The organism is Bradyrhizobium sp. SPXBL-02 (genome assembly GCF_051853065.1).
Classification (GTDB): domain Bacteria; phylum Pseudomonadota; class Alphaproteobacteria; order Rhizobiales; family Xanthobacteraceae; genus Bradyrhizobium.
Genome location: NZ_CP182474.1, coordinates 3764277 through 3785637 on the forward strand (window position 1 = coordinate 3764277; position 21361 = coordinate 3785637).

General features: G+C 64.6%; 19 protein-coding genes and 2 tRNA genes. 9 read left to right on the forward strand and 12 right to left on the reverse strand.

Annotated elements, in window-relative coordinates:
• The first annotated feature begins 176 nt into the window (after window positions 1-176).
• The 3 genes from lon to ACNJYD_RS17505 all read left to right on the forward strand — a co-directional run bounded on the left by lon (window position 177) and on the right by ACNJYD_RS17505 (window position 3237).
• The gene (gene lon / locus ACNJYD_RS17495) at window positions 177-2600 is read left to right on the forward strand and encodes an endopeptidase La (RefSeq protein ID WP_172783507.1); all 2424 of its coding nucleotides are present in this window, start codon (window positions 177-179) and stop codon (window positions 2598-2600) included.
• Between the two features lie 73 nt (window positions 2601-2673).
• Window positions 2674-3078 carry a GFA family protein gene (locus tag ACNJYD_RS17500; RefSeq protein WP_260379359.1) on the forward strand — a complete coding sequence of 135 codons (405 nt, stop codon included), beginning with the start codon at window positions 2674-2676 and terminating at the stop codon, window positions 3076-3078.
• An 82-nt stretch (window positions 3079-3160) separates the two neighbouring features.
• Window positions 3161-3237, forward strand: a tRNA-Val gene (locus ACNJYD_RS17505).
• Window positions 3238-3258: 21 nt separating this feature from the next.
• Here the strand turns inward: ACNJYD_RS17505 and ACNJYD_RS17510 are convergent.
• Window positions 3259-4344, reverse strand: a complete 1086-nt coding sequence (locus ACNJYD_RS17510; RefSeq protein ID WP_439367154.1) for an acyltransferase family protein — start codon at window positions 4342-4344, stop codon at window positions 3259-3261.
• A 220-nt stretch (window positions 4345-4564) separates the two neighbouring features.
• Here ACNJYD_RS17510 and ACNJYD_RS17515 point away from each other — a divergent pair, with 220 nt between their 5' ends.
• On the forward strand, window positions 4565-5422 hold the full coding sequence (locus tag ACNJYD_RS17515; RefSeq protein ID WP_260379357.1) for a class I SAM-dependent methyltransferase: 858 nt from the start codon (window positions 4565-4567) through the stop codon (window positions 5420-5422).
• Between the two features lie 149 nt (window positions 5423-5571).
• Here ACNJYD_RS17515 and ACNJYD_RS17520 read toward each other — a convergent pair whose 3' ends face one another.
• The 6 genes from ACNJYD_RS17520 to ACNJYD_RS17545 form a co-directional block, all read right to left on the reverse strand.
• The gene (locus ACNJYD_RS17520; RefSeq protein WP_439367156.1) at window positions 5572-6546 is read right to left on the reverse strand and encodes a cation diffusion facilitator family transporter; all 975 of its coding nucleotides are present in this window, start codon (window positions 6544-6546) and stop codon (window positions 5572-5574) included.
• Between the two features lie 14 nt (window positions 6547-6560).
• A complete protein-coding gene (locus tag ACNJYD_RS17525; protein ID WP_439367158.1) occupies window positions 6561-9767 on the reverse strand; it encodes an efflux RND transporter permease subunit in 3207 nt (1068 codons plus the stop codon).
• Window positions 9760-10737 (reverse strand): divalent metal ion exporter adaptor subunit IhpB, encoded by a 978-nt coding sequence (ihpB, locus tag ACNJYD_RS17530; RefSeq protein ID WP_439367160.1) that lies wholly within the window; start codon window positions 10735-10737, stop codon window positions 9760-9762. The genes ACNJYD_RS17525 and ihpB overlap by 8 nt, the downstream gene beginning before the upstream one ends.
• Window positions 10734-12008 (reverse strand): divalent metal ion exporter subunit IhpA, encoded by a 1275-nt coding sequence (ihpA, locus tag ACNJYD_RS17535; protein WP_439367162.1) that lies wholly within the window; start codon window positions 12006-12008, stop codon window positions 10734-10736. The genes ihpB and ihpA overlap by 4 nt, the downstream gene beginning before the upstream one ends.
• Window positions 12009-12063: 55 nt before the next feature.
• Window positions 12064-12426, reverse strand: coding sequence for a hypothetical protein (locus tag ACNJYD_RS17540; protein ID WP_439367164.1), 363 nt, complete (start codon window positions 12424-12426; stop codon window positions 12064-12066).
• A 120-nt stretch (window positions 12427-12546) separates the two neighbouring features.
• A complete protein-coding gene (locus ACNJYD_RS17545) occupies window positions 12547-12777 on the reverse strand; it encodes a hypothetical protein (RefSeq protein ID WP_439367166.1) in 231 nt (76 codons plus the stop codon).
• 359 nt (window positions 12778-13136) lie between these two features.
• Here ACNJYD_RS17545 and ACNJYD_RS17550 point away from each other — a divergent pair, with 359 nt between their 5' ends.
• Window positions 13137-14027, forward strand: a complete 891-nt coding sequence (locus ACNJYD_RS17550) for a hypothetical protein (RefSeq protein ID WP_439367168.1) — start codon at window positions 13137-13139, stop codon at window positions 14025-14027.
• 55 nt (window positions 14028-14082) lie between these two features.
• Here ACNJYD_RS17550 and pepT read toward each other — a convergent pair whose 3' ends face one another.
• The 4 genes from pepT to ACNJYD_RS17570 form a co-directional block, all read right to left on the reverse strand.
• On the reverse strand, window positions 14083-15333 hold the full coding sequence (gene pepT / locus ACNJYD_RS17555) for a peptidase T (protein WP_439367170.1): 1251 nt from the start codon (window positions 15331-15333) through the stop codon (window positions 14083-14085).
• 114 nt (window positions 15334-15447) lie between these two features.
• Window positions 15448-15777 (reverse strand): HU family DNA-binding protein, encoded by a 330-nt coding sequence (locus ACNJYD_RS17560; protein ID WP_172783522.1) that lies wholly within the window; start codon window positions 15775-15777, stop codon window positions 15448-15450.
• Window positions 15778-15979: 202 nt separating this feature from the next.
• Window positions 15980-16056, reverse strand: a tRNA-Asp gene (locus ACNJYD_RS17565).
• A 159-nt stretch (window positions 16057-16215) separates the two neighbouring features.
• Window positions 16216-16419: a hypothetical protein gene (locus ACNJYD_RS17570; RefSeq protein ID WP_015685754.1), complete on the reverse strand. Its 204-nt coding sequence runs from the start codon at window positions 16417-16419 to the stop codon at window positions 16216-16218.
• Window positions 16420-16839: 420 nt separating this feature from the next.
• Here ACNJYD_RS17570 and ACNJYD_RS17575 point away from each other — a divergent pair, with 420 nt between their 5' ends.
• The gene (locus ACNJYD_RS17575; protein ID WP_439367172.1) at window positions 16840-19089 is read left to right on the forward strand and encodes a TonB-dependent siderophore receptor; all 2250 of its coding nucleotides are present in this window, start codon (window positions 16840-16842) and stop codon (window positions 19087-19089) included.
• 132 nt (window positions 19090-19221) lie between these two features.
• Here the strand turns inward: ACNJYD_RS17575 and ACNJYD_RS17580 are convergent, their stop codons facing one another.
• Window positions 19222-19623: a hypothetical protein gene (locus ACNJYD_RS17580; RefSeq protein WP_439367174.1), complete on the reverse strand. Its 402-nt coding sequence runs from the start codon at window positions 19621-19623 to the stop codon at window positions 19222-19224.
• A gap of 163 nt (window positions 19624-19786) precedes the next feature.
• Here ACNJYD_RS17580 and ACNJYD_RS17585 point away from each other — a divergent pair, with 163 nt between their 5' ends.
• Genes ACNJYD_RS17585 through ACNJYD_RS17595 form a run of 3 tightly spaced genes read left to right on the forward strand, consistent with a single transcriptional unit; the run spans window position 19787 to window position 21359 of the window.
• A complete protein-coding gene (locus ACNJYD_RS17585; RefSeq protein WP_008136158.1) occupies window positions 19787-20152 on the forward strand; it encodes an NADH-quinone oxidoreductase subunit A in 366 nt (121 codons plus the stop codon).
• The gene (locus ACNJYD_RS17590; protein WP_036025347.1) at window positions 20143-20733 is read left to right on the forward strand and encodes a NuoB/complex I 20 kDa subunit family protein; all 591 of its coding nucleotides are present in this window, start codon (window positions 20143-20145) and stop codon (window positions 20731-20733) included. The genes ACNJYD_RS17585 and ACNJYD_RS17590 overlap by 10 nt, the downstream gene beginning before the upstream one ends.
• Before the next feature lie 11 nt (window positions 20734-20744).
• Window positions 20745-21359 carry an NADH-quinone oxidoreductase subunit C gene (locus ACNJYD_RS17595; RefSeq protein ID WP_172783525.1) on the forward strand — a complete coding sequence of 205 codons (615 nt, stop codon included), beginning with the start codon at window positions 20745-20747 and terminating at the stop codon, window positions 21357-21359.
• Window positions 21360-21361 lie beyond the last annotated feature (2 nt).

Here is a 21361-nt window from a genome sequence, read left to right on the forward strand (position 1 = left end):
CCACCTAATGTCGGCGGCGAGCGAAAATTCTCTTCAAGATTCGCCTCTGTTCCGTTCCGGCGAGCCGGTCCACCTTGTAGAGGACCGACCGGTTCTGCGGATCACCTCGGCACCTTGTGGCGGTTGCGCATGATCAGCGGGCTGCGTGCAAGGGGGCAAAGCAAAAGGAAAAGGCCATGACCAATCCCAAACCCCGGCCAACCATCGTCCATGGCGAAGCGCACGCTTATCCCGTGCTGCCGCTGCGCGACATCGTCGTCTTCCCGCACATGATCGTTCCGCTCTTCGTCGGTCGCGAGAAGTCGATCCGCGCGCTCGAAGAGGTGATGAAGAACGACGCGCTGATCATGCTCGCGACGCAGAAGAACGCGTCCGACGATGATCCGGCGCCCGATGCCATTTACGAGACCGGGACGCTCGCCAGCGTGCTCCAGCTCTTGAAGCTCCCCGACGGCACCGTGAAGGTGCTGGTCGAAGGGCTCGAGCGTGCGCGCGTGGCGAAGTACACCGATCGCGCCGACTATTACGAGGCGACCGCCGTCGCGCTCGCCGACACCGATGCGAAATCGGTCGAGGCGGAAGCCCTGGCGCGCTCGGTCGTGTCCGACTTCGAGAGCTATGTGAAGCTCAACAAGAAGATCTCGGCCGAGGTCGTCGGCGTCGTGCAGGCGATAACCGATTTCGCCAAGCTCGCCGACACCGTTGCTTCGCATCTCGCAGTCAAGATCGCCGATCGCCAGGGTATCCTGGAGACGCTGTCCGTCACCACGCGCCTGGAGAAGGTGCTGGGCCTGATGGAGAGCGAGATCTCGGTGCTGCAGGTCGAGAAGCGCATCCGCTCGCGCGTCAAGCGCCAGATGGAGAAGACCCAGCGCGAGTATTACCTCAACGAGCAGATGAAGGCGATCCAGAAGGAACTCGGCGACGACGATGGTCGCGACGAGCTCGCCGACCTCGAAGAGAAGATCTCCAAGACCAAGCTCTCCAAGGAAGCGCGCGAGAAGGCGCAGCATGAATTGAAGAAGCTGCGCCAGATGTCGCCGATGTCCGCGGAAGCGACCGTCGTGCGCAACTATCTGGATTGGCTGCTGTCGATCCCGTGGAACAAGAAGTCCAAGGTGAAGAAGGACCTGGAGCAGGCGCAAGCCATCCTGGACTCCGATCACTATGGGCTTGAGAAGGTCAAGGAACGCATCGTCGAGTACCTCGCGGTGCAGTCGCGCGCCAACAAGCTGACCGGGCCGATCCTGTGCCTCGTCGGGCCTCCCGGCGTCGGCAAGACCTCGCTCGGCAAGTCGATCGCGAAGGCGACGGGGCGCGAATTCGTGCGCGTCTCGCTGGGCGGCGTGCGCGACGAGGCCGAGATCCGCGGTCACCGCCGCACCTATATCGGCTCGATGCCCGGCAAGATCATCCAGTCGATGCGCAAGGCCAAGTCGTCCAATCCGCTGTTCCTCCTGGACGAGATCGACAAGATGGGCGCCGATTTCCGCGGCGATCCGTCCTCGGCCTTGCTCGAGGTGCTCGACCCCGAGCAGAACGGGACCTTCAACGACCACTATCTCGAGGTCGACTACGATCTGTCCAACGTGATGTTCATCACCACCGCGAATACGCTCAATATTCCGGGGCCGTTGATGGACCGCATGGAGATCATCCGGATCGCAGGCTACACCGAGAACGAGAAGGTCGAGATTTCGCGCAAGCACCTGATCCCGAACGCGGTGTCCAAGCACGGCCTGGACTCCAAGGAGTTCTCGATCGACGACGAGGCGCTGCTGCTTCTGATCCGCCGCTACACCCGCGAAGCCGGCGTGCGCAATTTGGAGCGTGAGCTCTCTACACTTGCCCGCAAGGCAGTGAAGGAGCTGATGATCTCCAAGAAGAAGTCGGTCAAGGTCACCGAGAAGACTCTGGAAGAGCTGCTCGGCGTGCCGAAGTACCGCTTCGGCGAGATCGAGAGCGAGCCGCAGGTCGGCATCGTCACCGGCCTTGCCTGGACCGATGTCGGCGGCGAGCTGCTGACGATCGAAGGCGTCATGATGCCCGGCAAGGGCAAGATGACGGTCACGGGCAATCTGCGCGACGTCATGAAGGAGTCGATCTCCGCGGCGGCGTCCTACGTCCGCTCGCGCGCGATCAACTACGGCGTCGAGCCGCCGCTGTTCGACAAGCGCGACATCCACGTGCACGTGCCGGAGGGCGCGACGCCGAAGGATGGTCCGTCCGCAGGCGTTGCCATGGCCACCGCGATCATCTCGGTCATGACCGGCATTCCGGTCCGCCATGATGTCGCGATGACCGGCGAGATCACGCTACGCGGCCGCGTGCTGCCGATCGGCGGCCTGAAGGAGAAGCTGCTGGCTGCGGCCCGCGGCGGCATCAAGACGGTGCTGATCCCCGAGGACAACGCCAAGGATCTCACGGAGATTTCCGATGCGATCAAGGGCGGCATGGAGATCATCCCGGTTTCCCGCCTCGACGACGTCGTCGCCAAGGCGTTGGTGAAGAAGCCGGTGCCGATCGTCTGGGAAGAGGACACCAAGGTGACGGTAAAGCCGGACGGCGACGAAGCCGCCGGCGGCCTGACCGCTCACTGAGTGTGCGGCTCGGAATGATGATAAAACGGCGCCTTCGGGCGCCGTTTTTGTTTGGGGGGATAGGGAGGAGGCAATGCACATCGATGGGCAATGCCATTGCGGGGCGATCACCTTCGAGGCCGAGATCGATCCTGAGGCAATCTCGGTCTGTCACTGCACCGATTGCCAGTCGCTGACAGGCTCGCCGTTCCGTGTGACAGCCATCTGCACCAAGGCTGATGTCCGCCTGACCCTCGGTACGCCCAAAATCTACGGCAAGCGCGGCGACAACGGCCGGATGCGTTTCCAGCATTTCTGCGCCGACTGCGGTTCCCCGCTGTTCACCAGCGGCGAGGGCGACCAGGCCGACGATTGGGGCATCCGCTGGGGTTCGATCCGCCAGCGCGATGCGCTGAGGCCCACGCGACAGATCTGGTGCCAGTCGGCGGCGGTGTGGATCGACGCCGTGCCGCTGCTGCCGGGGCGGCCGCAGGATTGAGGCCCAAGTCGGTCCAAGTCGGTCGAAGTCGTTAGGCTGGGGTCTTGCCCGTCCGGGGCCCGTAGGGCTAAAGAGGCGGCGAGGGCGGTTAGCTCAGCTGGTTAGAGCATCTCGTTTACACCGAGAGGGTCCGCGGTTCGAATCCGTGACCGCCCACCAGCCTGCACCTGGCGCGTCGGGTCACCCAATCGGCAAGTCCTGGCGTGCGACGTCGCCACTGCGCTCGGTGGCGGGGTACTCGCGTCGCGCCATTGCCGGCTGCCGCTGCCCTAGCCAGGCGAGCGGATTGGCCAAAAAGCCGGTCAGCGGCTTGATGGTGGGTTTTTCGACCAGGACGTAGACCAGCCAGGCGACGGCACCAAGGAATGCGGGAAGGACGAATGCGCGGATCAGCATGTCGCCCGCCGAGTCACGCCCCACATGGGCCCAGTGCAGGATCATCATGCCGACGTCCTGATGAATCAAATAGAGCGGATAGCTGATGACGCCGATGAAGGCGAGGGCGCTCGACCAGCGCGGCAGGAGGTGGTCATACCGCGCGGCAAGATAGACGGCCGCCGTGCCAAACCACAGCAGCAGCGACCGGTACATCTCGATCGGGACCGAGGGCTGCTTGACGCCCATCTTCAGATGATAGAGCTCGACGGAGAACGCGACGATGATTCCGACGATCGCCTCCCTGGTGCGCCCCCTGACGAGGGAAGCCACGCTCATGCCGGCGATGAAGAACGGAAAGAAATCGTTGGAGGTGTAATAATCCGTGCTCGTGGTCACCGTCCGGAAGATGGTCACGGCGCACAGCAATGCCAGCAGCCGTTGCTTGAGGCCCAGCACCATCGTCAGGAAGCAGAAGACGTAGAATTGAAACTCGATCTGTAACGACCAATAGGCACCGTCGGGCAGGTTATAGTTCACCTGCAGGACGTTGAGCGTCGGAAGCGCGAACAGCGTATAGACGTAGTGGACCCATTTCAGCCCGCGGCCAGGCTCGACCAATTCGGGCGCGAGAATCTTGAACAGCGTGGTCAGGAAGCCGCAGACGATCAGGGCGGGAAGCAGGCGGCCGAGCCGCTTGGCATAGAAGTGCCAGGCGGTTTGCGACGTCTCGGCACTGAATGCGATACAATAGCCGCTGATGATGAAAAACAGCAGGACGCCGAACGTGCCCCGGTTGAAAGCCTGAAGCGGGACGAAGTGGTACAGCAGCACCCAGATGATGGAGATGGCGCGCAGGCAATCGATACCGACTGATCGTTCGGATTTCAAAACGTTTCCTCGCGTTTCTGGAGTTAGAACAGTGGCTTCCCATTGTGTCAACTCTGGAGCCCCTTGCGCACGTCGATGCTGTGCGATTCTGCTTGCGACTGATGCGCGACTGCGACTGCCGTCAGATGGTCTCGCCTGAATCGCTCTTGTGTCCGGGAGCTGCATGCGGATAAGCGTCTTCGCTGGGGGGGACAGTCGGCGAGGTCGGAAGGAAAATGTGATGCAACAGCCTGGGCACGAGCAAAACGCCGACCAGATCGCCTATTGGAACGGGCCGAGCGGGCAGCGCTGGGCCGATCGTCACGCGGCGCAGGAGAAACTGCTCGGCCCCATCGCCGACGTGCTGATCGAGCGTGTCAAGCCCCGACCGGGCGAGCGCGTCCTCGATGTCGGCTGCGGCTCCGGCGCGACGACGTTCGCCTTCGCGAAGGCGGTGGCGCCTGATGGCTTTGCGCTCGGCCTCGACGTCTCCGAGCCGATGCTGTCGCAGGCGCGCGCGCTCGCGCCGCAGGGGCTGCCGCTCGATTTCGTGCTGGCGGATGCGACCATTTATCCGCTCGAGCAGGCGAGCTTCGATCTCTTGGCCTCGCGCTTCGGCGTGATGTTCTTCGCCGACCCGATCGCGTCCTTCGCCAATCTGCGGCGCGCGCTGAAGCCGACCGGCCGGCTCGCCTTCACCTGCTGGCGCGAGCCGAAGGAAAACCCGTGGATGATGGCGCCGCTGATGGCGGTCTACAAGTACGTGCCGAAAATGCCGCCGGTTGGTCCCGAAGAGCCGGGCCCGTTCGCCTTCGCTTCGGAAGAGCGCGTGACGCGCATCCTGAAAGGCGCGGGCTTCGTCGATGTGGCAATGCAGCCGCACAATCTTGCGATGGATATCGCGATCGGCGGCGGGCTCGATGCAGCCGTGGACGGCGCGCTGCAGATCGGCCCGGCCAGCCGCGCGCTGCAGGGCCATCCGCCGGAGACCTACGAGGCCGCCAAGGCCTCGATCCGCGAAATGCTCGCGCCGTTCTTGAAGGGACAGAGCGTGAAGTTGCAGGGCGCGATCTGGATCGTGACGGCGAAGGCTGCGTAGGCGCCGTTCCTCCGCCCTCATTGCGAGGAGCCCGCGACAAAATTGCGAAGCAATTTTGCGCTGGCGACGAAGCAATCCAGACTGTCTCTGCGGAGGAAGTCTGGATTGCTTCGCTGCGCTCGCAATGACGCGGATGGTGCGGGGGACTCCTACACCACATCATCCGGCGCGAGCGCGCAGCCATTGTCGGGATGCGTCTCGACCTGAAGCGTGGTGTGGCCGATGCGGAAGGATGTCTTGAGCAGCTGCGTCGTCTGCATCAGGAATGCGTCGTCGCTGCCGGCCGGCATCACGAGATGGCAGGTCAGCGCCGTCTCGGTGGTCGAGATCGGCCAGACGTGGAGATCGTGAATCCCTGAGACGCCCGGCCGCGCCAGCAGGAACGCCCTGATTGCGGCGAGGTCGGTTCCCTTGGGCGCGGCCGCCATCGACATGTCGATGGAGCCGCGCAAGAGGCTGGTCGTGCTCCAGAGGATGGTGGCGCAGATGACGAGGCTGGTGATGGGGTCGAGCCAGAGCCAGCCGGTCCAGATGATCAGCGCCGCCGAGACGACGACGCCGAGCGAGACCGCGGCGTCGGCGACCATGTGCAGATAGGCGCCTTCGATGTTGATGTCGTCCTTGCGGCCGCTCGCGAACAGCAGGGCGGTAAAACCGTTGATGAGGATGCCGATGCCCGCAACCACCATCACGGTGAGACCTGCGACCGGCTCCGGCTCGCGCAGGCGCAGGATCGCCTCCCAGCCGATGGCGCCGGTTGCGACCAGCAGGAACACCGCATTGGCCAGCGCCGCCAGGATGGTGGAGGCGCGAAAACCGTAGGTGAAGCGGCCGCTGGGCGCGCGGCGGGCTGCGATCGAGGCGCCCCAGGCAATGACGAGGCCGAGCACGTCGGACAGGTTATGGCCGGCATCGGCGAGCAGGGCGGTGGAGTTGCCGACATAGCCGTAAATCGCCTCAGCCACGACGAGCGCGGTGTTGAGCGTAATGCCGAGCGCGAACGCCTTGCCGAAATTGGCCGGCGCATGGACATGGCCGTGCCCGTGACCGTGATCGTGGCCATGCGCATGCGAGTGGCCCGCATGATCATGGTGGTGATGACCGTGGTGGTCGTGGCTGCCCAATTCTAGCGCTCCGCCTACGCCGCCAAATCAGACGCCATTGTAGGCCTTTCATTTGCCACGTCACGGCGGAACAGCACGTAGAGCGCCGGCAGCACCAGCAGCGTCAGGATGGTCGAGGAGATGATGCCCCCGATCACCACGGTCGCGAGCGGCCGCTGCACCTCGGCGCCGGCGCCGGTGGCGAGCGCCATCGGCACGAAGCCGAGCGAGGCGACGAGCGCGGTCATCAGCACCGGGCGCAGCCGCGTCAGCGCACCTTCGCGCACGGCCTCCGCGACCGAGCGCCCCTCGCTGCGCAGACGCTCGATGAAGGCGATGATGACGAGGCCATTGAGAACGGCGACGCCCGACAGTGCGATGAAGCCGACGCCGGCGCTGATCGACAAGGGAATGTCGCGCAGCAGCAGCGCGGCGACGCCACCGGTCAGCGCCAGCGGCACGCCCGAAAACACCAGCGCCGCATCGGCCGCCGATCCCATGCCCATGAACAGCAGCAGGAACACCAGCAGCAGCGCTACCGGCACCACGATCGTCAGCCGCTTGGTGGCCGAGACAAGCTGCTCGAACTGGCCGCCCCAGCCGATGAAGTAACCCGCCGGCAGCTTGACCTTCTCCGCCACTGCCGCCTCGGCCTCGGCCACGAAGGAGCCGAGGTCGCGCGCGCGGACATTGGCGGTGACGACGATCCGCCGCTTGCCGTTCTCGCGGCTGATCTGGTTCGGCCCCGGCGTCGCATCGACGGTGGCAACCGACGAGAGCGGCACGTAGCGCATCTGGGCGAGGGAAGAGCTGGCCAGCGCGGTACGAACGGCCGTGCCGGAGCCGGCGTCCTCGGCGGGCGGCAGCGGAATCGGGATCGCGCGGATCGCCTCGAGATTGCCGCGCAAATGCTCGGGCAGGCGCACCACGATGTCGAAGCGCCGATCGCCTTCGAACAGCTTGCCCGCCGACTTGCCGCCGACTGCGATCTCGACGATGCCCTGCACTTCGGCGACGCTGAGGCCATAGCGGGCGAGCGCCTGGCGATCGAGGCGGACGGTGAGGATCGGCAGGCCCGCGACCTGCTCGATCTTGACGTCGCTGGCGCCGCGGATGCCGCGGATCGCGGCCTCCACCTGCCTGGCGGTGCCTTGTAAGATGTCGAGATCGTCGCCGAAGATCTTGACGCCGACGTCGGTGCGCACGCCGGAGATCAGCTCGTTGACGCGGAACTGGATCGGCTGGGAGATTTCATAGGCGCTGCCGGGAATCTCGTCGGCAGCGTGCTCGATGGCCTCGACCACCTCCGATTTCGACTTGCCCGGGTCGGGCCATTCGGCACGCGGCTTCAGCATGACGTAGCCATCGGTCTGCGCCGGCGACATTGGATCGGTGGCGATCTCCGCCGTGCCGATGCGGGTGAAGAACTCCTTCACCTCCGGAACCTGCTTGATGCGTTTTTCCAGCGCCTTCTGAAGGTCCAGCGACTGGGTGAGGCTGGTGCCGGGAATCCGGATCGAAGCCAGCGCGACGTCGCCTTCGTCGAGGCTCGGAATGAACTCGCCACCCATCCGCGAAGCGGCGATGCCGCTCGCGACCACGATGACCACGGCCATGATCGCGACCGCGGCCCGATTGTCGATGGCAAAACGGAGCAGGGGGAGATAGCCGCGCTTTGCCGCCCGCATGAACAGGTTCTCATGTTCGGACACCTTGCCGGTGACGAAGATGGCAACGGCTGCCGGCACGAAGGTGATGGAGAACAGCACGGCCGCGCCGAGCGCCATCAGCACCGTCAGCGCCATCGGCGTGAACATCTTGCCCTCGACGCCGGTCAGCGTCAGCACGGGCAGGTAGACCACGGCGATGATCAGCGTTCCGAACAGGCTCGGCTTGATGACCTCGCTCGACCCGCGCAGAATCGCGCGCAGCCGTTCGGCGGTCGTGAGCAGGCCGCCTTTCTCGCGCTGGGCCGCCGCCAGCATGCGCAGGCAATTTTCGACGATGATGACGGCACCATCGACGATGATGCCGAAGTCGATCGCACCCAGTGACATCAGGTTGCCGCTGACCTTGGTCTCGACCATGCCGGTGATCGTCATCGCCATCGACAGCGGAATGACGCAGGCCGTGACCAGCGCGGCGCGGATGTTGCCGAGGATCAGGAACAGCACGGCCACCACCAGCGCCGCGCCTTCAAGCAGGTTGTTCTTGACGGTGCCGATGGTGGCTTCGACCAGGTCGGTGCGGTCGTAGACGGTCCGCGTCACGACGCCCTCGGGCAGCGATTTTGCGATCTCCTCGAGACGGGCCCCGACGCGGCGGGCGACGCTGCGGCTGTTCTCGCCGATCAGCAGCATGGCGGTGCCGAGCACGGTCTCCTCGCCGTTGCGTGTCGCGGCTCCAGTGCGCAGATCGCGACCCTCGGTAACGGTCGCGACATCCCTGATCCTGACGGGATTGCCGCCGCGCGAGCCGATCACGATGTCCTGGATCTCGCCGATATTGCCGACCTGGCCCGGCGAGCGAACCAGATATTGCTCGCCGTTGCGTTCGATATAGCCGGCCCCGACATTGGCGTTGTTGGCGGCGAGCGCCGTCATCACGTCGCGAAAGCCGAGCCGGTAGGCCATCAGCTTGCCGGGGTCGGGCAGCACGTGGAATTGCCGCTCGAAGCCGCCGATGGTGTTGACCTCGATCACACCAGGCACGTTGCGAAGCTGCGGCCGGATGATCCAGTCCTGCACCGTGCGTAGATCGGTCAGCGAATAGTCGCGGCCGCCCTGCGTCTTTGCGCCTGCCTTGGTCTCCACGGTGTACATGAAGATCTCGCCGAGGCCGGTCGAGACCGGACCCATCGCGACCTCGACGCCCGCCGGCAGCTGGTCCTTCACCTGCTGGATGCGTTCCCCGACGAGCTGCCGGGCGAAGTAGATGTCGGTGCCATCCTTGAACACGATTGTCACCTGGCTGAGGCCGTAACGCGACAGCGAGCGGGTGTAGTCGAGCTTGGGCAGGCCGCCCATCGCGGTCTCGACCGGGAAGGTGATGCGCTGCTCGGTCTCGAGCGGCGAATAGCCGGGCGCGCGGGTGTTGATCTGGACCTGGACGTTGGTGATGTCAGGCACCGCGTCGATCGGCAGGCGCTGGAAATTCCAAACCCCGAAGGCGACGGCGCCGAGTGCGAGCAGGAGGACCAGCCAGCGCTGGGCAAGCGAGACGGCGATGAGGCGCTCAATCATGCTCGGCCTCGCCCTTGCCCATCTCCGCCTTCACGACGAAGCTGTTCTCGGCCACGTAATGCTCGCCGGGCGAAAGGCCCGCCTTGATCTCGACGTGGCGCGGATCGGAATCGCCAAGCTCGACCGGGCGGGCTTCGATCTTGTCGCCGTCCTCGCGCACGAACACGATGGTCCTGTTCTCCAGCGTCTGGATCGCGCTCCGGCGCACCGCGACCGCGACATTGCGCGCCGCGAGGATCAGCCGTGCCGTGACGAACAGGCCGGGCCGCAGGCGCCCGTCCGGATTGGGCAGCACCACGCGCGCCAGCGCGGTCTGGGTCTCGCTACTGCCGATCGGCGCCATGTAGGAGATCGTGCCCTTGATCTCGCCGCGGCCGTCGTCGGGATCGATCAGCACCTCGTCATTGATGCGGACGCGCCTTAAGTCCTGGCGGTAGATCGACAGGTCGACCCAGATGGTGGAGAGATCGGCGACGACGAAGGCCGGCTTCTGCTCGGAGGCGTATTCGCCGAGCGAGATCTGCCGCTCGATGATGGTGCCGGCAATCGGCGCCTTCAGTTCATAGACGGTGAGGCTCTGGTTGCTTTCGATCGCGGCGAGCAGATCGTCCTTGCCGACCTTGTCGCCGATCCGCTTCTGGATGGATTTGGCGAGGCCCGGAAAGCGCGGCGTCACCTGCACCACGGTTTCCTGGTTGGCGCGCAGGATGCCGTTGAAGGCGAGCGTGTCGGTCAGTGTGGCGCTCGCGGCTTCCGCCAGGGTGACGCCCGCGGCGGCCAGCTTCACGTCGGAGATGCGGATGCGGTCGGCGCCGTGCTCGTCCTGCTCGACATGGTCGTTCGGCTTCTTCGGCTCGGAATGCGCAGCGTGCTCGGCGGGCGCGACCTTGCCGGGGGCGAGCAGGGAATAGCCGTAAGCGCCGAGCGCGGCGGCAACGATGGCTATCAGGATGGTCGAGGACGTTTTCATCGTGCGCTCTCCCGCGCCAGCGTGAAGGGATTGCCGACGAGTCCTTCGATGGTCGCGACGCCCGCGTGGAAATTCTGCAGCGCCTCCTGCTCGTGCAGCCGCGCCTGGGTCACGCTGGCCTGGGCGTCCAGCACTTCGAGCAGGGTGAAGCGGCCCTGGCCGTAGCCTTGCGAGATCGCCTCGGACGCTTCGACGGCCTTGGGGATCGCGGTCTCGCGCAGCACCGCGAGCTCGCGCAGCGAGCCCTGGAGCGAATCATAGGCGCGTCCGGCGATCACGATCAGCGCGTTGCGGTTGGCCTCGCGCTCGGCTCTGGTCTTGGCGAGGCTTTCCTGGGCCGAAAGGATGTTGCCCTGGTTCTGGTCGAACACGGGGATCGGCACCGAGACGGACAGACGCAACGCGTCGTCATTGGTCTCGCTATAGTGACGCCATCCGGCCGCGATCCGCACGTCCGGATAGGGCTTGAGCCGCGCCAGCAAGAGCTCGGCATTGCGCTGGGCATAGATCGCGGTCCAGCGCACCAGCTGCGGATTGGCGTCGATGGCGGCGACAACCGCCTGGAACGTCGGCGGGCGTCCGGTGGTCTCGAGCCGGCCGGAGACCTCGCCGAATTTTGCGGACGCATCGCCCATCAGCACTGCAAGCTCGCGCCGGGCGCTCGCCAAGGTCGCCTTGAAGCGCTCGCGGTCGGCCTTCACCAGAGCGGAGGCGACCTCGGCGCGGCCGGTCTCGGCCGGCGACGAGGCGCCGGCTTCGACCCGGCGACGCAGGAGCGGCGTCAGCCGGTCGATCGCGGCAATCTGCTCGTCGAGGATCTGGATGCGCCGCTGGGCGCCGAGCACGCTGAGAAAGGCGATCGCGGTCTCCGACAGCACCTCCAGCCTGATAGCCTTGCGCTGGATCGCGGCGACCTCGATGCCGGCCGCGCCTGCGGCAATCCGCGCCTCGCGCTTGCCGAACAGCTCGAAGGCCTGGCTGATCTGCAGCGTGGTCTCGGCCGAGCGCGTTCCGCGATATCTGCCGGAGCCGAATGAATCGTCCTGTTCATAGGACAGCTCCGGATTGAGCAGGGCGCCCGCCTGGATGCGCTGGCCCGTGGCGATGCCGACGTCGCGCTCCGCCGCCGTCAGCCGCGGGCTCGCCGCCAGCGCGCGCGCCAGGGCGCTCCGCATCGTCAAAGTCTGGGCGTGCGATGGTGCAAGCGCCGATGCTGCAATCAGACACGCCGCCGCGCACGCCAGGCGCGCGGCCATTCCCCTGCGAAACATGAAACCGACCTGTGAAGGATGAAGCTAATGGGCGCGGGGCGCCCGACCAATCCGTTCAGGCAATGAGTCTGGGAGGGGGAGAGTCGGTATCGGGAACAATTCCGGCGAGCCGGGGGGCCCGCTGCGGGCTCGGCGCCGACGCAAGCGCGGTCGCTGCCGTCGATGGCATCGGCTGTGCCACGGTCAGCGAGAAGCAGCCGTGGCAATGATGTCCGCCGATGGCCTTGTGGTCGCTATGGCCGCCGGCGCCATCGAGGACCGCGGCGATCTCCGAGCCGCCGCGGGGCGTGGTGACGTCGATATCGTGTGCGCCGTGCAGCACGCCCGCGAGCAGATAGACAGCCGCGATCAGCACGGACAGCAGCCCGCGCCGGGCGCGCGAGCGGCAGGATCGTGAGGGCTGGCGGTTTGCGAGCACGACGTCACTCTGGTTGCGGTCTGTGCTCGGCCTAGCATGGGCACGGGAACAGTGTCGACCCGCAACATTGTTACGTCCCTGGAACAATTGCCGCAGCAGCGCATGCGGTGCCAGCGCCTCTCACTGGCGAACGATGGCGCGCCGAAGTGGCACCATGGCTTCGATCGTGGGGGCCGGAGCTCCGCTGCCGTTGTCATCTTCCATGGAGACGGCGGCCCGACAGCTCGCTTCCATCGCCCGTTCCAGCCACTTGATGGCCTCGTCGATCCATTGGTCGTGGTGCTCGGGATCGGCGAGGGCTTTCTCCCGGAATGCATTCGCCTGATGCAGGCACGCCGTTCTGCGGTCCACGCGCCTCTCCTGATCTGCAGGTTCCGCCCGGATCGCATCATTGATGATCCCGGCCCCGGCGTCGTTAACATACGACAGGAGGAGACGCGCCGGCCGCAACGCGGAAAGGCCCCAGCCGGACGAACCGGCTGAGGCCTCATGTGCTCACAATCTCTATCCCTAGGACTTGGACAGACAACCCGCATCTTCCACGTTCGTTCCATCCGATCTGTCCAATTAGGAACGTTCCTCATACCTCGCGATTAGCGGTGAGAAGAACTGAGGAGGACGGACAATGGACGGATTGATTTATCTGATCGGCTTGATCGTCGTCATCATGGCGATCCTGTCGTTCTTCGGCCTGCGCTGAGAGCGCGGCAATGACCGTAGAAACTCTCATGCGGGAAGAGGTCATGGAAAGCGGCCTGGCAGTCGAGGCGCCTCGAACGATCCAGTGGAGCTCGGTGTTCGCGGGCGCGCTTGCTGCGAGCGCAATGTCGTTCATCCTGATCGGTTTTGGTGTCGCGGTCGGCCTCGGTGTGAGTTCGGCCTCGCCGACCTGGCGCGATGCCTCGGCAGCGCTGGCGCTACTCTCCGGGCTCTATCTGATCATCCAGGCGATCGTCAGCTTCGGCTTCGGCGGCTACATCGCCGGCCGGACGACCCGGTCCGAGCCCGCGCTTGCAACGATCGAGGATGACGGCGAGCGGCGGGATGGACTCCATGGCCTGACCGCCTGGGCGCTGGCGGTCCTGGCCGGCGCAGCTCTGCTCGCGCTCCTCGGCGCTGCCGCGATCGACCGTTCGCCGATGCGCAGCTCGGCGAGCAACACCTCGGCGGCCGAGCCCTTGTTGAGCTATGAGCTCGACAAGCTGTTCCGCGCGCCGCGCCGCGCGCCGAACACCGACCTCAGGGAAGCGCGCGCCGAAGCCGGACGTATCCTGATGACCTCGTCCAGCCACAGCGGCGTCAGCACCGATGACCGGACCTACCTCGTGCAACTGGTCGCCGCGGTGACGGGACTGGCGGCCCCCGAATCCGAGCGGCGGGTCGATGCGCTGATCGCAGACTCGAAGACGGCCATCAACCGCGCGCGGCGTAACTCGATCATCGTGGCGTTCTCGGTCGCAGCCGCGACCCTGATCGGCGCCGCAGTGGCCTGGGCTGCAGCCGTTGCCGGCGGCCGGCATCGTGACGGCGCACCGTTGCCGAGCTGGATGGCGAGCGCCAACCGCTTCCATCGCAATCCGCGCGCAATGCCGGTGCCGTAGGCCAAAACAAATGGCCGGGCGCAAGCCCGGCCATCGTCGACGTCTGCAGGAAGGCTCAGGCCTTCTCTTCCCAGATCATCGCCAGATGCACGATGGTCTCCACCGCCTTTTCCATATCCTGCCGGCTGACCCATTCGAGCCGCGAATGAAACGCGTGCTCGCCGGCGAAGATGTTGGGGCAGGGCAGGCCCATGAAGGACAGGCGCGAGCCGTCGGTGCCGCCGCGGATCGCGGTGCGCATCGGCCGCAGGCCGGCGCGGCGGATCGCCTCGATGGCGTATTCGAGCACGTGCGGGTGACGATCGATCACCTGCTTCATGTTGCGATACTGCTCCTTGACCTCGAACGTGTAGGTCGAGCGCGGATAGTCCTTCATCACGTCCTTGACGATGTCCTCGAGCAGCGCCTCCTTCTCCTTCAGCCCGTCCTCGGTGAAGTCGCGGACGATGAAGGAGAGCGTCGCCTGCTCCAGCGCGCCCTCGATGCCGATCGGATGCAGAAAGCCCTGCTTGCCCGAGGTGGTCTCGGGCGAGCAGCCCTCCTTCGGCAGACGCTCGACGATGGCGGCGGCGATCTTGATCGCGTGCTCCATCTTGCCCTTGGCGTAGCCGGGATGGGCGCTGACGCCGTTGATGGTGATGGTGGCACCATCGGCCGAGAAGGTCTCGTCCTCGACACAGCCGGCGCTCTCGCCGTCCATGGTGTAGCCGAAATCGGCCCCCAGCTTCTTCAGGTCGACATTGTCGACGCCGCGGCCGATCTCCTCGTCCGGCGTGAACAGGATCTTGATGGTACCGTGCTTCACGTCGGGGTTGTTGAGGAAGAAATGCGCGGCATCCATGATCTCGGCAACGCCGGCCTTGTTGTCGGCCCCCAACAGCGTGGTGCCGTCGGTGGTGATGATGTCGTTGCCGATCTGGTTCTTCAGCGCGGGATGCTCATTGAAGCGGATCACCTGGCTGGTGTCGCCGGGCAGGATGATGTCGCCGCCGCGATAGTTCTTCACGACTTGCGGCTTGACGCCCTTGCCGGTGACGTCGGGCGAGGTGTCCATGTGCGAGCAGAAGCAGATCACCGGCACCTTCTTGTCGGTGTTGGCCGGGATCGTTGCGTAGACGTAGCCGTATTCGTCGAGATGCGCGTCCGCAACGCCCATGGCCTTCAGCTCGGCAGCGAGCACGCGGCCGAGATCCTTCTGCTTCTCGGTCGAGGGCGAGTGAGGCGATGCCGGATCGGACTGGGTGTCGATGGTGACGTAGCGCAGGAAGCGCTCGGTCACGGTATGCGAAAAGGAGAGGGAGGACATTTCTGGTCAAACCGCCGAGTTCGGGAAGCAGGCGGTATATCAGAAAAGCGGGCCGTGAAGCGGCCGGAACGGGCTCGGGCCAGGCCTAACGACCAGGCTTAACGAAAAGTGGCCTCAGATCGCCTCCTTCAGTTCCTTTACCGGGCGGAACGCGACCTTCCTGCTGGCCTTGATGTGGATCGCTTCGCCGGTGGTAGGATTGCGGCCGGTGCGGGCGGCGCGCTTGCGGACCTGGAGGATGCCAAGGCCGACGATGCGGACCCGGTCGCCCTTCTTGAGGTGCTTGGCGATCAGATCGACCATGTCGGTCAGGACCGCCTCGGCGTGCTTTTTGGAGACATCCTGGCGGTCGGCAATGTCGGCAGCGAGGTGCTTGAGCGTGATCGTGGCGGGCGCGGCTGTCTTCTTCGCCGAATCCCTCTTAGCCGGATCCTTCTTAGCCATGTCTGGCCTCCTCATCGTCCAATGACAGGGAGTCCCGAAAAAAGCCGAGAATATGTGGGGTCCCTCTAAGCCCTTCTAGGCGTAGACGATTCGGACGCGGGCTGACTATGCCGAGAGTTCCCAACAGCCGCCTGAAATTGCGCGCAGAGCCGCGAAAAGCGTCGAGAAGTTCGGGCTAAGCTTATGAGGGGATTGCCAAAAATGGCGCGAGAGACGGGGCTCGAACCCGCGACCTCCGGCGTGACAGGCCGGCGCTCTAACCAACTGAGCTACTCCCGCGTGGTTCGCTGAACGCGCGCGGAACGAGGGGGGACTTAAAGGGGGGACATGGTGAAGTCAAGGACGTTGCGCTTCCCCCGGGCGTCCCCGCTAAGCATTGCTCTGGAAAACGAAAAGGCCGCCCGGCGGCGGCCTATGGTCAGCCCAAAAGAGCAGATATCAGCGAATCTCGGACGTGCCCGCGCTGGTCACCACCACCGGCTTGCCGGCCTTGATCACATGGGTGGACTGGGCGGTCTGGCTGTAATCGGCATTGGTGCGGGCCGCGATTCCGAAGCCGGCCACGGCAATGCCGGCCACCAGCGCCACCACCACGATCTTCAGGTGGGTCGCACGATCAGCAGAATGAATTGAGTGGTTCATCTGAGCCTCCGGGCGGGCTTTGCCGCCGTCTATGGGCTCATCTTCTAGGGGCCATCTGTTTCCGGATGGTTTCGCGGGTTCCGCAAAATGGTTTCATCTCCCCTTTGGAGGGAGTGGAGGCGGCCGGCCTTTCCAAGACGAGGATGTCGATCCGGATTGGCGCGGAGCCCGGTGAGCCGGCAGGGGCCATTGCGACGACCAGTGTCGCAAGCTCGGGAAATCCGAATGCGACCGGAGGAAGCTAAGCTCATTCGCACCTGCCGATTTGTGGATCGCTTCTAAGACTCGTTCTAAGAAGCTTTCAATTAGGGAAATCGCGCGCCCTCACATAAGCGTCACCCCAAGCGCATGCCGTTCCGGGACAGGCGGCATGACGCATCGAACATGCAGCTTTGGGGTGGCGCGTTGAACAGTCTTGGAATGCTGCGGTCGGCCGTGTTGGCGACCGCATCCGCTTGGGTCTTGATGCCGCAGGCATCGCTTGCACAATCTTCCGCGCAGAGTGGCGCGCAAAATCTGCCCTCGGTCACCGTCACCGCGCCGGAAACACGGAAGCGTGCTGCCGCGGCCCCACAGCGCCGCGCGATGCGATCGTCGGTGCAGACCGCCGAGCGAAACAAGCCGCAGCCACGGCGCGAAGTCGGCTTCGTGGAGACGCCGCGCGGGCCGGTGAACGGCTATGTCGCCGGTCGCAGCTCATCGGGCACCAAGACCAACACGCCGATCATGGAGACACCTCAGGCGGTGTCCGTCATCGGTGCCGAGCAGATCCGCGACCAGAAGCCGAACAAGCTCGACGAGGTCTTGCGCTACACCGCCGGTGTGCGCGCAGGGACCTTCGGTGCGGACACGCGCAACGATTGGTGGCTGATCCGCGGCTTCAAGTCCGACGACATCGGACTGTTTCTCGACGGCATGCAGCTGTTCTACACCTCCTATGCGAGCTGGCGTCTGCCGCCGTCCAACATGGAACGCGTCGAGGTGCTGCGCGGTCCGTCCGCGGTGCTCTATGGCGGATCGAGCCCGAGCGGCATCGTCAACGTCATCAGCAAGATGCCGCCGGCAGAGCCGATCCGCTACATCGAGACCGGCGTCAACAATTTCGGCAATGCCTATGTCGGCTTCGACTTCGGCGGGCCGGTCGCGACGCAGCCCCAGGACGGAAAGCTGTTCTACCGAGTCGTCGGCGAGGTCAGGAACGGTGGCACGCAGGTCGACTTTACGCCTGATAATAACTATTTCATCGCACCGTCGTTCACCTGGAAGCCTGATGCCGACACGACCTTTACGGTTCTCGCATCGGCGTCGAAGACCGACACCCGCGGCATCAACTTCCTGCCCTACCAAGGCACGGTGACCAACGCGCCGTTCGGCAAGATTCCGACCAGCTTCTTCGTCGGCGATCCCAGCGTCGACAAGTTCACGCGCGAGCAGGAGATGCTCGGCTATCAGTTCGAGCGCCATCTCGCTGACGATGTGACGTTCCGGCAGAACGCGCGGTTTGCGCATATCGACCTGACTTATCGCGGTTACATCGGCAACGGTTGGGATAACATCAATACGGCCACGATGGGGCGATATAACTGGTACGCGAAGAATACCGCCAACCAAGCCAATCTCGACAACCAGCTGGAGTATCGCTTCAACACCGGGCCGGTGCGGCACACCATGCTGTTCGGGGTCGACTTGAAAGGTTACCAGATCGACGACTACCAGAACTTCAATTTCGGCACCGTCCCTTCGATCAATGTCTTCAATCCCGTCTATGGTGTCAGCATTCCGCTGACGGGCGCTCCGTTCCGCAACTTCCTGATCACGCAGAAGCAGGCGGGCACCTATCTTCAGGATCAGATGAAGCTCGGCAATTTCACGCTGGTGCTGAGCGGCCGCAACGACTGGGTCGAGACGTCCCAGGACGCGCGCGACACCGGGGCCGCGGTCGCCAGCCGTAACGACAGCAAGTTCAGCGGGCGGGCCGGGCTGATCTACAATTTCGACAACGGCATCGCGCCCTATATTTCCTACGCGACCAGCTACAATCCAGTCATCGGCCTCAACGCCAGCAACCAGCTTTTCCTGCCGGAGACCGGGCAGCAGACCGAGATTGGCGTGAAGGTCGCGCCGAAGGGGTTCGACGGCTACTTCATGGCTTCGGTGTTCGACCTGAAGCGTCAGAACGTGGCTACGACCGCAGGCACGCCGATCTTGTTGAACCAGACCGGCGAGGTGACCTCTCGCGGCATCGAGCTCGAAGCGGTTGCCAATGCCACCAAGGAACTGAAGCTGATCGGCGCCTTCACCGCCTATCAGCTCTTCAACAGCAGGGATCTCGATCCGTCGCTGGTGGGCAAGACGCCGACCAACACGCCTCAGCTTCTGGTCTCGGGATGGGCGGATTACACCTTCAAGGATGGTCCGCTCGAAGGTTTTGGTTTCGGCGGCGGCGTACGTTACGTCGGCTCCTCCTGGGCTGACCCCGCCAACACGCTCGAGGTTCCCGCGGTCGTCCTTGGCGATCTCGCCCTTCATTACGAATGGCAGAACTGGCGCACGGCACTGAATGTGATCAACGTAACCGACAAGATCTACGTCGCGAGCTGTTCGTTCCCGACGTCCTGCTTCTACGGCGACCGTCGCCGCGTCACCGCCAGCGTCTCCTACAAATGGTGAGGACGGGCGAGGGCAGGGCCGGAAGGCTCCGGGGCTTGGAGCAATTGATCGTGATGTTCGTTCGCCTCCGCCCGGACGACCGCTGATCCGCCGTCACGATGAGCCCGCGGGCCATGCCCCCCGGCCCGAAGCTCATCCGAGCGCGGCGCGCGCGACCAGGAGGTCGCCGCCGCCGCGCTCGCGGTCGGCTTGAAGCCGACCGCCGGCGCATTCGTCAGACCAGCGGTCCCGTCGTGCGGCATGGCTGTTTTGATCACTCACGGCTGTGGAAAGGTGTCTTTCCTGCACCTGATGCGGCGGCATCATCATTGCCGTCCTGGCCGCGCTGGCCACCGGCAAAATGGGTCGCCGGAACGACGGGGGTGCCCCCGCGGCGGCGATTGCCGGGGCTGAGTGCGCTGCCGCACCAAAAACCTGAGCATTTTGGTCGGTCATCGCACAGCAAATAACTGGCTCGGCCCGAGCGCCGCAATCTCCGAACGGCTGACCTGCGAGGCCGTGGCAGCCCTTGCTGGCCATGGCGATCTGCTCCATACCAGCCGCGGGGTGATTCCGGGATTTTCACGGTTCTGGGGGCGGCAAAGGGCCTGAAAAGAGCGTGTCTTGCGCCCATTGGTGCACTGCGCTAAGGCTCAGAATAATTCCAAATCGGACGAATCCGTGGCTGTCCCGAGGCTGCGGGAAAAAGGGCTCGCCAATGAGCGGCATTCTGCAGAACTATCTTCCACTTGTCGTCTTCATAGGGGTAGCGGGCCTCATCGGCCTCGTGCTGCTGATCGCGCCCTTCATCGTGGCCTTCCAGCAGCCGGACCCGGAAAAGCTGTCGGCCTACGAGTGCGGTTTCAACGCGTTCGACGACGCCCGCATGAAGTTCGACGTTCGCTTCTATCTGGTCGCCATCCTCTTCATCATCTTCGACCTCGAGGTGGCGTTTCTGTTTCCCTGGGCGGTGGCGTTCGGCAAGCTTGGCGCGACCGGCTTCTGGTCCATGGTGGTGTTCCTCGCCGTGCTGACGGTCGGGTTCGCCTATGAATGGAAGAAAGGAGCCCTCGAATGGGATTGAACCCAGCTACGCAGTCCGCAGGTCCGGTGATCGCGCCGGCCCCGAAGGGCATTCTGGACCCGTCCACCGGCAAGCCGGTCGGGGCCAATGATCCGTTCTTCCTCGAGGTCAATTCCGAGCTGTCCGACAAGGGCTTCTTCGTGGCCGCGACCGACGACCTCATCACTTGGGCGCGCACCGGCTCCTTGATGTGGATGACCTTCGGTCTTGCCTGCTGCGCGGTCGAGATGATGCAGGTCTCGATGCCGCGCTACGACGTCGAGCGCTTCGGCTTCGCGCCGCGTGCCTCGCCGCGCCAGTCCGACGTGATGATCGTTGCGGGAACGCTGACCAACAAGATGGCGCCGGCGCTGCGCAAGGTCTACGACCAGATGCCCGAGCCGCGCTACGTCATCTCGATGGGCTCGTGCGCCAATGGCGGCGGCTACTATCACTATTCCTATTCGGTCGTGCGCGGCTGCGACCGCATCGTGCCGATCGACATCTACGTGCCGGGCTGCCCGCCCACGGCGGAAGCGCTGCTCTACGGCGTGCTGCTGCTGCAGAAGAAGATCCGGCGCACCGGCACCATCGAACGCTAAGGTTTTACGTCATGGACGACGCCAAGCTCGACGCCCTGGGGCAGACGATCGTTAGCGCGCTTCCGGGCGCCGCGACCGGTCACTCGGTGGCCTTCAACCAGCTCACCGTGGACGTCGAGGCCGCCAGGATCGTCGAGGTGGTCAAATACCTCCGCGACGACCCGAGCTGCCGTTTCGTCAACATCACCGACATCACGGCGGTGGACTACCCGGATCGCGAGAAGCGCTTCGACGTGATCTATCATTTCCTGTCGCCAACGCTGAACGCCCGCATCCGGCTCAAGGCGCAAGCCGACGAGACCACGCAGGTGCCGTCGTTGATCGACATCTTCCCCGGCGCCGACTGGTTCGAGCGCGAAGCCTACGACCTCTACGGCGTGTTCTTCGTCGGCCATCCCGACATGCGCCGCATCCTCACAGACTACGGCTTCGAGGGCCATCCGCTGCGCAAGGATTTCCCGCTCACCGGCTTCGTCGAGGTCCGCTACGACGACCAGGAGAAGCGGGTGGTGTACGAGCCGGTCCGGCTCAACCAGGAATTCCGCAAGTTCGACTTTTTGTCTCCTTGGGAAGGTGCCGACTATCCGGTGCTTCCGGGCGATGAAAAAGCGGGGCCGAAGGTCTGATC